The following is an 11,176-nucleotide window of genomic DNA, read 5'->3' on the forward strand; positions in this document are numbered from 1 at the left end:
AAAAGGAGTGGTCGAGCGGCCACTCCTTTTGTTATTGTTATTCCATTTCTGAACGAACAACAGAGAAATCCATTAAAAAGTGTTCGTCATCAAGTTTTGTAAAGGTTACATCTGAACGACCATATTCTTTAAAGTGTTCCTTAGTTACCTTTACACCTTCGTGAATCCCAAGACGATTTCTAAAATATCTTCCTATTTCAGCGTTGTCGCTAGGTGTAGTGATAGCTTTGTTTCCGGCTTGTTCTACTCTCATGATGAAGCACTCGCCATCATCTGCAACGACAGTAAAATAACGTTTGTTTAAAGGAAAAAATCCTGTTTTTGAAATCTTAGAAGGTAACGGTATATATGCCTGATTTGGGTCGCGGTGTTCTCTTTGACCCCAGTTTAAACTTGAAGTTGTTGGAACCTCTCCAGTGTTAGATAGAAATGATAGAGTTTGTTTCTCTTCAGAATTGAAATCCACCATAGTTGCTTCATAACTATAGTTGGGGCTAGTGCGATAAATACGAATGTAGTTCTCAACTTCATTTGCGGTGCAATATATTGTTTTTGCTTCTACCTTTTCGAAATAGGCAACTGCATCATCTAAGTTACATTCGGTAATGAATTCATCACAATCTTTGCTAAACCCTTTAAGTGTATAGTTAGCAGAGCCAGAAAATGCTTTGTATGGTTTGCCATTCTTCATCCATAAATAAAGCTTTGAATGTACAGCAGGCGTTTTATATACATACTGACAGCTAAATGATGAAAAGTCGGGGCCAAAATCATTTTCGGATAATTTCTTAAACCCAGAGTTGGTAACTTGACTAAGACCATCAAAAGGACACATTCCCACGATCAGTTTAATTTGTATAGGTTGCAACCCTAAGTCCGCCAGAGTTTGCATATGCCACGCTACCATGCTGGGGGAAGCATAAGCTGAAACGATGCGCAACTCGTTAGCTCCTTCCACCGCAGGTTTTATTAGAACTTTATCTTCTAAGTCTGAGTCGAATTGCCATTTGATTTCGTTGTCGCCATTGAACAAATATTCAGTTGCGTTGCACTCTACAGAATCATATTCTATTCCAGCGAAGCATTTTAAAATAGCCTCAAAAATTATTTTTGCCCCCTCGCAAGGAACTGCCATACCAATTTGTTTGCGAACGCTTTCTTTATTACCGTAAAATTCGTATGTATCAGGAAAAGTTTGTAGGCGTGCACGTTCTCTATTTGTTAATGCACGAGGTTCTTCCCAATGGTAAATATGGGTTCCGCCACCTCCACTACCGGTAACGGTATAAGCAGGCTTGTCAGGATCTAAACGCTTGTAGATCTGACTAATTTTTGCACCAATGACATTTAATTGTAAATTTTTGGGTAGATTCGCCGTGAATGCATTTTCGCCAGGACGGATATAACGTAATCTTTCTACAACGGCGGCTGATTGACGTGTAAGCTCGTTATTAGATGCATTTTCAGAAATAGGCGGAACCTCGATAGCCTCTCTGCATGTTTTCATTCTGTATTGTGCCGGAGATGGAACCTTATATTCGACATTCATATCGTTTCGGATACCAACGATAATGATTCTGTGCCTTGCTTGTGGAATTCCATAATCTTCAAATTGGTATAAATGAGGATACAAAGTGTAACCTGCAGCTTGCATTTCGCCTAAAATTTTAGAAAAGGCTCGGCCTTCGTTTGCATTTCGAAGGCCTCCAACATTTTCTGCTAAAAACCATTTGGGTTGAAATCTGATTAACGCTTGGACACCATACGAATACAAAGGACCATAATTACCATCCATACCCTTTTGTTCGCCAACAACGCTATAGTCGTTGCACGGGAATCCAAAAGCTAAAGCACTTATGTCAGAAAGTTGTGAAAAATCCAATTCCCTAACATCGCCCTCATAAACACTTTCTCTATCGTTTGGGCAAATGTTATTGCGATATGTTTCGCAAGTGTTATGATCATAATCATTGGCCCATGCATGGGTTATAGACCAATCTTCCATTCCTATATCTGCATTTAAAGCCCCCCAAGCGATCCCGCCCGGGCCGCAGAATAATTCTCCTAATTTATAATTCATTTATTCCAGTTCCTTTCTGATCTACTATAAAATCAATTTCATCTTGTATGTGTTGCAACTCTTTTTTATCTAATAATTCAAGATTCCTTAATGGGGTTTTGCTATTTTCAAATTCCTTACTGCTATGCTCAGTTGAAAATGAAAGTATTTTGTTAAAATCTATATTGTATAGTTTGGCAAGGCTTATCACATCGTCTATCGGTGGAGAAGTCTTCAGCGATTCGTTCTCGATCCTGGATAATCTACTATCTGTAATTCCGGTTTTTTTACACACATCTGTCAATGTTAGCTTGTTTTCTTCTCGAATTTCACGCAAAAAAGGACCTAAACCTTTCATAGTTACCACCTCTTTATTATATAATAGCAAATTTGCTGCGAAAATGCAATAGATTTTGAAAATTTTGCTGCGTTATTGCAGCAAAAAATATAGAAATCACTAAAAACTTAAAATTATTTATAAAATATTGTGTAAATAATTTTAAGTTTATTGACAAATACAAAAGATATGTGTATAATATTTTTATAATAAAACGAAAAGAGGGGTAAAATGTCTATTTCTGAAACAAAACGAGAAAAGTTTGTTCGAATTGCTGAAGCAAGAACAAATAAAATTATATCTATGGTGCAATTGCTTGGTAATTGTGCTAATCCTTCCTGCTATGAATATACCGAGAAAGATGTATCTGACATTTTTAGCACTATTGAACGTGAAGTTAAGATAGCAAAAATGAAATTTAATTCATTAGATGAAAAGTTGACTAGATTTAAACTTAGTCGATAAAAGAATATTTATTAAGAGGTTGGTTTAATGAGCAATGATACAAAATATGCAGATGTAAAATCTGCTCTTGGTGCTGTTGGCAAAACAGTTTTCGTTGATTTTTATTATGATTTCAAAAACGCTAATATGTCTTTTGAAGAATTGAGAGACAAGTTGTATGCTGAAAATCCAAACTCTCGGTCTAAACAACAGCGTTTTAGAATTCCAAGGGCAAGACATATTTTTCAATTAGGTCAGGAGATTGAGGCTTTAAATATTATAATAGAAAGCAAAAGATTACCTTCTCATGTTATAAACAAGGCTAAACATATCCTTGCAGAAGAATTGTTGCATAATGAATTGGAGTCTGATAGGTATGATGAAAATTCATTTATGAAAGAGGTAGAAAGAGAGGTTGTTTATTCAGACATAAAAGATTTTGTTTATGATAATACACCCCATCCACCAAAGAAAGCAACTCATTCTTTGATAAAACAATACCATCGTAGCAAAATTGTATCAAGAAATGCGTTAATTAAAGCAGGGTGCTTATGTGAAGTTGACAACACACACCCCGTTTTTAAGAGAAAAAATAGCAACATGAATTACACGGAACCACATCATATTATACCCGTATACGCTTTTGCAGATTTCCCTGATGTTGATCTTGACAGAGAGCAAAATGTTGTTTCTCTATGTAGCCATTGTCACAATTTGTTACATTATGGTTCTGAGATTGATTACGTTCTAAAACCTTTGTATGAACAAAGGAAAGAATTGCTAAAATTGATTGGATTAGAAATAACTTACGAAGATTTAAAAAAATATTATAAATAATGAACACAATATATAGTGTATAAATAAATTTAAAATTTATGATTTTTTAGTCGATTTTGCAATATGCACAATAAAAGGATGTGAATCAATGCCCACCACAGAAGCAGAAAGAAAAGCAATGAAGAAATACAGAGAGAAGCGGAAAAAAATAGCTTGCGATGTAAATATAGAATTGTATGAGGAAATCAAAAGCCATTCAGAATTAAAAGGATATAAAAGCCTAAACAGTTATATAATTGATTTGATTAAAAAGGATATGAATATGTAAAAAAGAAGGAGAATTACTATGGCACTTATTACAAAAAGACATTTTAGTCACATTGATAAAGAAAGAAACACTATACACGAATCAGTAGATGCGACCTACTGCACATTCACAAAAGGAGAAAATAAATATTTTCAAATAGACACTTATGGTTCTGAAAACAGACAATTAAAAGATAAAATAAGTCAGTCAATTCAGCTTGATAGGGATATGGCAATTGAATTAGTAGAGTTGTTGCAAAGGGAATTTGATTTAAGATTAAGATAATAAGTAAATTGACTTATTTGGGAGGAAAATGTATGGGAGTTTTAACTTTAATAGTAATTGGATATATCGTTATTAAACTGGTTATTGAAGCATGCGAAAAAGAATTACCGGCAGACTATCACCGCAACTGGCGTTTAGAACAAGAAGATGCTAACAAAGTACGTTTTGGGGAAATGAGCAGAAGTCAATTTATTAGAAATATGAACAACGGAAAATATAAATGAGAAGTTCAACAATATGACAGCAATTATTGTTTGTTTAATTATTTTGTGGATATTAAATTAAAGGAGACGAAAGTTAATGGGTACTTTTATAGGATTAATTATATTTGCTGTAATTTATTTTGCATGTAAATCAAGTTTTAATAACAAAGTAGATAATTATGATATAACAAGAGTAAATAACAGCAAAATGATAGCCGATAAGGTTAATAATAATTTGTCGAATGCACAGGTGCAGCATAATATGATAAATGGGAAATATGACTACAAACCTGGAGAGTATAATGTTTACACAGGCAAAAGGCAGTAAATAGAAATATGAAGGGATTATTTTATGATTGAATTTATTTGTTATCCTAAATGTACAACCTGTCAGAAGGCGAAGAAATGGCTTGATGACAACAAAATCGAATACACTCTTCGAGATATTAAGGAAGATAATCCGAGCTTTGAAGAATTGACTGCTTGGTATAAGATGAGTGGACTTCCATTAAAGAAATTCTTTAACACTTCCGGACTTTTATATAAGTCAATGGAACTGAAGGACAAGCTGCCCGCTATGTCAGAAGAGGAACAATTGGAACTTCTTGCTACAGACGGTATGCTTGTAAAACGTCCTCTGTTGATTGGAGATGTCTTTGTTTTAGTTGGTTTTAAAGAAAACGAATGGAATGATAAATTATGATGCCTATATGTAAATTTCAAGATGTTTCAGAACATGATATGGATATGTTGTTTTTAGAAGAGTTTGTTATTTCTAAAGATTTTTTAAACATATTCACATCAAAAGTCAACATGGATAATGCTTTGGTAGTTGAGATTGAACATTCAAAAAATCATCCTGAATTCGGCGAGTCAGATATGACAGTAATAGTTGAAGTCGATGGGAAAAGGCACGGACTTTTAATTGAAGATAAAATTGATGCAATCGCGATGCCTGAGCAGTGTGATAGGTACATGAAACGCGGGAATCTTGGAGTTGAAAATGGAGATTATTCGTCTTTTAGTGTTTTTATTGTTGCACCGGAAAACTATTTAGAGAACAATGCTGAGGCTCGTAAATATCCAAATAAAGTTACATACGAAGAATGCTTAAAATATTTTGAAACAAATGCCGACGCTAGAAAAAACTTTAAACTATCTCAGATAAAACAAGCGATATATAAACAAAAAACAGGCTACCGGGTTATTGAAAACAAAACAGTCACTGATTTTTGGAAGCGATATATTGCATACAAAAAGCAGAATTATGATGGGCTTCTGTTAACGGCAACTGAGGGGCCGAAAGGTTCTAATGCTACTTGGCCTCAGTTTAATACAGTTATTGAAAAAATTTATATTATTCATAAAGCGGACAGAGAATATGTGGATTTAACAATTCCTGGTATGGCTAAATGTTTACCTCAATTAGAAATGTTGCTAAGGGAAATGGTAAATCTTAGAGAAAATAATATGACTGTGCATCCAACAGGAAAATCTGCAGCAGTCAGATTGATTGTTCCAAAACTCGATTTTTTAAAATCATTTGATGAACAAATTGAAGCAGTTGAAAAGTGCTTTAAAGCAGTCGAAACATTATCGGAAATGGTTAAACAATTTGATGTGGCGAAAATACGATTATTTATCGAGAATAACAAAGCAGAATAATAGGAGAAAAAAGAATGCGTAAGAATTTGGGAGCGAAAGCGATTTTATATCCGATGCCGGTGTTGATTATCGGCACATATGACGAGAACGGCAAGCCTAATGCGATGAATGCTGCATGGGGTGGTATTAGCGAAGAAACACAGATTTCGATTTGTGTGGATGACGGGCATAAGACTGCGAAGAATGTAGTCAAAACAGGTGCGTTCACGGTGAGCGTAGCGGATGTGGAGAATGTGATTGCTTGTGATTATGTTGGTATTGTTTCTGGCAACAAAGAACCTGATAAAATTGAAAAAACAGGATGGCATGTGAGCAAGAGTGAATTGGTAGATGCTCCGCTTTTTGACGAACTTCCGCTGGCTCTTGAATGTAAACTCATCAGTTATGACGAGGAATCCTGTAGATTACTTGGTGAAATCGTCAATGTCTGTGCAGACGAAAGAATCCTTGGAGAAAATGGTAAAATTGATTTGAATAAATTTAATCCAATTACCTATGACCCAGTGCATCATACTTATCGTAAACTTGGTGGTATAGTTGGAAAAGCTTTTAGTGATGGAAAAAAGATTAAATAGTTTAAAAATAAAAGCAAGATAGGACTTGTCAAAAAATGAATTGTGTATATTGTGGCAAACAAATAACGGTTGGAAGTCGTGAACATATAATTCAAAATGCGATTGGTGGATTAGAAGAGTCCACAGATATCTGTTGTTCGGAATGCAATAATTATATTAGCAGATATATAGATAAGCCATTCGTGTCTACTTTTAATCCGATAATTGCAAGAATTGATAATTTTGCAAAAACAAATAATAAGAAATCGTTACCATCATATTCAGGTAGAGCTAAATATAAAGGCGAAGAATATAACGTTGTTTTCAAGAATGGGAGAGTAGTTTCTTGTCCAGAACTTAGTAAGAAGTTACAGTGCGATATATCAAAGTTGGATTTTGAAATTGTTTCCTATGACTTTACGATTAAGAACGAATCTTTCATTAAAGGAGTTTCGAAAATTGCTTTTAATTTTGCGTTAGCAAAAGGAGTGCCATTTGATACGATTAAAGATGGTTTAATCGTATCAAAACGTGATGAAAAGATAACCGATATTAGTTTTAAATATCCAATAATTCCTTTTGTTCCATTAAATCCTATGGATAGCTATATAGAATTAAAGACCGATTTGTTGCTATACCACAATCTAATTCTTTTTAGCCAAGAGAACAATTTGTGGTGCTATGTTGATCTGTTTAATACATTTCAATATTATGTATGCTTAACAGATAAATGGGATAAAAGCAAAAAGATATCAGAATCTTATTTTCAGCAATTACAAAAACTAGATCGAACTATACCTGAAATTGGACGCTGGCGCCCAAAATACGGATTAATATATGCCGATATATACGGAATTGACCCCAGTCCAAATAAAACTGTAATGCAAAAAATGATATCATCTGCTATTCAAAAAGAATCATTGAAAAAAGATATGACGAAAGTCCTTTCGCGCAAATTGGGGAATGATTATATACTTAATTATATTAGAGACGATATTTCAGACGATGAACGACGAAAATATGGGCTAAGCTTACTTTTGTATTTTGATGAAAATGATAATTTAATAGAAGAACGATTTAGAAAAGTGACATTAGGAGAAAATGAATTTGATATGGTTTCCTATCCGTTACTTATAAATAATATGTTAGCTTCTAATTCCATTAATGCTCGAGATTATTTTTTCGCTAAATTCGAAAGATTAAATTGTTTTTTGTGTAATAGTGACAAAAAAACTAGATGCAATAATACTAGCATTGGTGGTAGGAGAAATATAATTTTTTGATGAAGGGAACTGAGCATATGAACAAAAATTGTGCCGCACCATCGCTTTTTGGATGGGATTTTCAAGTTAATGCAGCAATTGCTATTTTGATTGATAATATAAAGGATGTTGATAAAGTTCGTTTGGAAGGATCTAAACAAGACATTGAAATTACTTTATCAAACAAAGAGAAAATATATGCCCAAGCTAAATCTGTAGAAAAAGCAGGGGACTATAGCAATGTTAAGAAACATTTGACGAATGCTCTCAACTCGTTAAATAACACCGCACATAATGAAGATGGGGTTGTAAAACAATTTATTTATATAACAAATTCGGACAATCCCATGGGAAATATGCGAACGATGACACAGTTTATTGGGCCATATATTCGGCAATCATACAATAATTTAGCTGATAAAGCTAAAAAAATTGTCGAAGATGCATTGAGTAAAGCAGAAAAAGAAATTGTAATAGATAGAGATAGACTGTTTGTATATATTCTTCAATTTCAAAATGGTGCGTCACCAACCGATAGATACGCAAATATAAAACACATAGTAGATGAATTTGTTGAAACTATTTTAGAGAACAGAAATGGTATCGGTGGGAAGGTGCTGGATGTATGGCAAAAGGAACTATTATTAAATGGTTCTATATCTAATACATGTATAACTCTCGATAAGAAAGAATTTACATGGATAATAGTCGTGAAAGCATTAGAGAATAGTTTGCAGGAGAATAGCATTTACGATAAAATTGATATTAGTGAAGTTCAAAATGTGCAAAATCACTTTAATGCCTTTATAAATAATTCGGTTGTACGTTTTGAATTTGTCACTGCAGTTTTAAGCGATTTCAATGACTTTAAACCTAAGGAAAACAATAAAAAAACATCAGAATTTATAGAAGAAAAATGGGAAAATTATACAAGTGAATTTGCTTTAGATAAATTGTCACCAAATACGCAAGAAATATTAGTTAAAACCATCCTTACAAGAATAATTTATCAGTCTAGCACTATAAACTGCATGAAAGAGAAGAATTTAATATGAAATTTGAATATATAAAAATTATAGAAGGAATGTATGAAAGATATATAGAGTTTGATGATCACAATAATCTTATATTCAGCGAAGAAAATAGTCAGGGGAAAACGACGCTTTTAAGAATAATGGTATATTCGATAGGTTATAGAATTCCTGACACGAAATCCATAAAGTTTGCAAACTGTCTTGTCGAAAGCAAAGTACGTATTGGCGATAATTACTTCACGCTCACACGACAAGGCGATTTTTGTCAAGTTGTTAATCAACAAGGTGAAAAAAGTGAGTTTATATTGCAGGATGAGCAAGAAAAATTACACAAATTATTGTTCGGTTTAGATAATTCCGACATTCTCCGTAATCTTTTAGGTTGTTTTTATGTTGACCAGGAAAAGGGATGGACTCTTCTTAATCGAGGGGTAGTAATTGGCAGTAACCGTTTTAATGTTGAAGAACTACTTAGGGGATTAGCAAACCGAGATTGTTCAGAACTCCAAAAAGAAATTCGTAAAGTTGAAAATGAGTTGCAAAAATATAAAAAAGTATTAGATATTGCGGAATATAGACAACAATTATATGCTGAGCAAGGCACTCTTGTATATGACGATTACGATCAGACAATACAGAAAGAATTGGATAATTTATATATTCAAAAAGAAATACATGAAAAGGAATTAAAGAGTATAAAATCATCTTATGATCAAAATCATAGTTTTAAAAACTATATCGAAAAGATGAAACTGTGTGTGGTTAATTCAGATGGTACAGAAACACCGGTTAATGCAAAAACCATAAAAAACTTTGCCGAAATTAATGAGCTATTAAAGGCGCGTCAAAGAATTGTTGCAGCTGAAATTGCGGCGATTAACAGAAAAATTTCCCAGTTGGATGTGATAACAGAGGATAATCAATCGCGATTTGATATAACTAATGATATCCTAAAAGAATTTGATAAAAAAATAGCCGTATTTGAGGTTGATTACAGAACTATAAAAGATATAATAGATGCTTTAGAAAAAAAGAAAACTTCATTAAAAAAACAGTTAACGATTAGTACTAAACAAAACAATCCATATTTAGAATCGATGTATAAATCCATAGATAACTATGCGAAAGAGTTGGCTTTAGAAAAATATATAAATTTAAGGACAGATTTTATATTTACACACAATCTAAAAGAACTTTCTGGTGCTATATTGCATAAAATAGTTTTTGCTTTCAAATTAGGATATATTTTAGAAGTAGAAAAGCAATTAGGATTTAAGTTGCCAATTATTTTGGATTCGCCAAGTGGCAAAGAGGTGGATCCTAAGAATATTGAGAAGATGTTTGATATATTACAAAGAGATTTCCATGATAACCAAATAATCATTGCATCGATTCATGATTACAATTCATTCAAAAATAAAAAGGTTCATGTTATTAAGGAAAGATTGATTGATACAGTTGTTGAAAATAATCAAGTGTAGTGCGAAATTTGCCAAGAAATGATGACACTTTTCTTGTGCGAATAAGGCTCTGGAACTCTACAACTTCTTGTGATATTGTTTGTGTTGTTGAAGGAGGTGACACAGATGGTAAAGTATTCATTGGGGTATTTAGGCCGGCAGAGAAAAGAGTGGAACCAAAAATACGGTTGATTATGTGAAGAGAAAAGTGATAAATGTGATGAATGGTCTATCAGAGTAGGAGAGTGTTTCGTTAGGTAGACTCAAAAAATGTGATTGTGTCTAAAAATAGCTTGTTGCAGGAGAACAAGCGGGTTATGTATTGTGTTGGTATGGTGAATAAAATCCGTGTTTTAAAATGGTGTTTCTATAGGTGAAAAAATACATTTTAGTACCAACCCGGTACTAAAATTATAAAAATACACCGTTAGAGTCCTTGGAAACACTGGATTTTTAAAAATGCTTCCCAAAGAGAGATTTACCATTTTTTTTACATGTAGTAATAACAAGATGAATTGTATTATTTTTCCGTAGAGGATAGTGTTGGTAGGTAATATTTAAGTGTTTAAAATAGTAGTTGTACCCAGTTCTGCCCATCTTTTATACATGTATAAAAGATGGGCAGAACTGGGGATAGGGGAATAGAAAAAACAAATGAAAAACCCCCCGTGTAACGGGGGGTTTTTCATTTTCGGGCATAGCCCTAATATTACTGGCAACGCACAAGTGCGTTTTTTATTGGCCTGCCAGCCATGCAATTACTACTTACTACCCATAAATGGGTCCCGT

14 protein-coding genes are annotated in these 11,176 nt (G+C 33.4%); 12 read left to right on the forward strand and 2 right to left on the reverse strand.

Annotated elements, in window-relative coordinates; translation table 11 throughout:
* Positions 1 to 37: 37 nt before the first annotated feature.
* Positions 38 to 2,080: a DNA (cytosine-5-)-methyltransferase gene (gene dcm / locus E7413_07185; GenBank protein MBE7019640.1), complete on the reverse strand. Its 2,043-nt coding sequence runs from the start codon at positions 2,078 to 2,080 to the stop codon at positions 38 to 40.
* Positions 2,070 to 2,417: a helix-turn-helix domain-containing protein gene (locus E7413_07190; protein ID MBE7019641.1), complete on the reverse strand. Its 348-nt coding sequence runs from the start codon at positions 2,415 to 2,417 to the stop codon at positions 2,070 to 2,072. Before E7413_07190 ends, dcm begins: the two co-directional genes overlap by 11 nt.
* A 210-nt stretch (positions 2,418 to 2,627) precedes the next feature.
* On the opposite strand from E7413_07190, the gene E7413_07195 reads away from it, so the two are divergent.
* The 12 genes from E7413_07195 to E7413_07250 all read left to right on the forward strand — a co-directional run bounded on the left by E7413_07195 (position 2,628) and on the right by E7413_07250 (position 10,408).
* Positions 2,628 to 2,861, forward strand: a complete 234-nt coding sequence (locus tag E7413_07195) for a hypothetical protein (GenBank protein MBE7019642.1) — start codon at positions 2,628 to 2,630, stop codon at positions 2,859 to 2,861.
* Between the two features lie 27 nt (positions 2,862 to 2,888).
* Positions 2,889 to 3,677 carry an HNH endonuclease gene (locus tag E7413_07200; protein MBE7019643.1) on the forward strand — a complete coding sequence of 263 codons (789 nt, stop codon included), beginning with the start codon at positions 2,889 to 2,891 and terminating at the stop codon, positions 3,675 to 3,677.
* Between the two features lie 88 nt (positions 3,678 to 3,765).
* Positions 3,766 to 3,945 carry a hypothetical protein gene (locus E7413_07205; GenBank protein MBE7019644.1) on the forward strand — a complete coding sequence of 60 codons (180 nt, stop codon included), beginning with the start codon at positions 3,766 to 3,768 and terminating at the stop codon, positions 3,943 to 3,945.
* Positions 3,946 to 3,963: 18 nt separating this feature from the next.
* Positions 3,964 to 4,209: a methionyl-tRNA formyltransferase gene (locus tag E7413_07210; protein ID MBE7019645.1), complete on the forward strand. Its 246-nt coding sequence runs from the start codon at positions 3,964 to 3,966 to the stop codon at positions 4,207 to 4,209.
* A 32-nt stretch (positions 4,210 to 4,241) separates the two neighbouring features.
* Complete coding sequence (locus tag E7413_07215) at positions 4,242 to 4,433, forward strand: hypothetical protein (GenBank protein MBE7019646.1); 192 nt, start codon at positions 4,242 to 4,244, stop codon at positions 4,431 to 4,433.
* Between the two features lie 76 nt (positions 4,434 to 4,509).
* Complete coding sequence (locus E7413_07220; GenBank protein ID MBE7019647.1) at positions 4,510 to 4,740, forward strand: hypothetical protein; 231 nt, start codon at positions 4,510 to 4,512, stop codon at positions 4,738 to 4,740.
* A 24-nt stretch (positions 4,741 to 4,764) separates the two neighbouring features.
* A complete protein-coding gene (locus E7413_07225; GenBank protein ID MBE7019648.1) occupies positions 4,765 to 5,115 on the forward strand; it encodes an arsenate reductase family protein in 351 nt (116 codons plus the stop codon).
* Positions 5,112 to 6,077, forward strand: coding sequence for a hypothetical protein (locus E7413_07230; protein MBE7019649.1), 966 nt, complete (start codon positions 5,112 to 5,114; stop codon positions 6,075 to 6,077). Before E7413_07225 ends, E7413_07230 begins: the two co-directional genes overlap by 4 nt.
* Before the next feature lie 14 nt (positions 6,078 to 6,091).
* On the forward strand, positions 6,092 to 6,652 hold the full coding sequence (locus E7413_07235) for a flavin reductase family protein (GenBank protein ID MBE7019650.1): 561 nt from the start codon (positions 6,092 to 6,094) through the stop codon (positions 6,650 to 6,652).
* Positions 6,653 to 6,687: 35 nt separating this feature from the next.
* A complete protein-coding gene (locus E7413_07240; protein ID MBE7019651.1) occupies positions 6,688 to 7,914 on the forward strand; it encodes an HNH endonuclease in 1,227 nt (408 codons plus the stop codon).
* On the forward strand, positions 7,914 to 8,948 hold the full coding sequence (locus E7413_07245; GenBank protein ID MBE7019652.1) for a hypothetical protein: 1,035 nt from the start codon (positions 7,914 to 7,916) through the stop codon (positions 8,946 to 8,948). The genes E7413_07240 and E7413_07245 overlap by 1 nt, the downstream gene beginning before the upstream one ends.
* On the forward strand, positions 8,945 to 10,408 hold the full coding sequence (locus E7413_07250; GenBank protein MBE7019653.1) for a hypothetical protein: 1,464 nt from the start codon (positions 8,945 to 8,947) through the stop codon (positions 10,406 to 10,408). The genes E7413_07245 and E7413_07250 overlap by 4 nt, the downstream gene beginning before the upstream one ends.
* Positions 10,409 to 11,176 lie beyond the last annotated feature (768 nt).

Source organism: Oscillospiraceae bacterium, from assembly GCA_015068645.1.
Lineage (GTDB): Bacteria > Bacillota > Clostridia > UMGS1840 > UMGS1840 > SIG452.

Excerpts from the sequence above, each read along its gene's own strand:
- dcm (MBE7019640.1), bottom strand. The coding sequence starts at position 2,080 with ATGAATTATAAATTAGGAGAATTATTCTGCGGCCCGGGCGGGATCGCT.
- E7413_07190 (MBE7019641.1), bottom strand. The coding sequence starts at position 2,417 with ATGAAAGGTTTAGGTCCTTTTTTGCGTGAAATTCGAGAAGAAAACAAG.
- E7413_07195 (MBE7019642.1), top strand. The coding sequence starts at position 2,628 with ATGTCTATTTCTGAAACAAAACGAGAAAAGTTTGTTCGAATTGCTGAA.
- E7413_07200 (MBE7019643.1), top strand. The coding sequence starts at position 2,889 with ATGAGCAATGATACAAAATATGCAGATGTAAAATCTGCTCTTGGTGCT.
- E7413_07205 (MBE7019644.1), top strand. The coding sequence starts at position 3,766 with ATGCCCACCACAGAAGCAGAAAGAAAAGCAATGAAGAAATACAGAGAG.
- E7413_07210 (MBE7019645.1), top strand. The coding sequence starts at position 3,964 with ATGGCACTTATTACAAAAAGACATTTTAGTCACATTGATAAAGAAAGA.
- E7413_07215 (MBE7019646.1), top strand. The coding sequence starts at position 4,242 with ATGGGAGTTTTAACTTTAATAGTAATTGGATATATCGTTATTAAACTG.
- E7413_07220 (MBE7019647.1), top strand. The coding sequence starts at position 4,510 with ATGGGTACTTTTATAGGATTAATTATATTTGCTGTAATTTATTTTGCA.
- E7413_07225 (MBE7019648.1), top strand. The coding sequence starts at position 4,765 with ATGATTGAATTTATTTGTTATCCTAAATGTACAACCTGTCAGAAGGCG.
- E7413_07230 (MBE7019649.1), top strand. The coding sequence starts at position 5,112 with ATGATGCCTATATGTAAATTTCAAGATGTTTCAGAACATGATATGGAT.
- E7413_07235 (MBE7019650.1), top strand. The coding sequence starts at position 6,092 with ATGCGTAAGAATTTGGGAGCGAAAGCGATTTTATATCCGATGCCGGTG.
- E7413_07240 (MBE7019651.1), top strand. The coding sequence starts at position 6,688 with ATGAATTGTGTATATTGTGGCAAACAAATAACGGTTGGAAGTCGTGAA.
- E7413_07245 (MBE7019652.1), top strand. The coding sequence starts at position 7,914 with ATGAAGGGAACTGAGCATATGAACAAAAATTGTGCCGCACCATCGCTT.
- E7413_07250 (MBE7019653.1), top strand. The coding sequence starts at position 8,945 with ATGAAATTTGAATATATAAAAATTATAGAAGGAATGTATGAAAGATAT.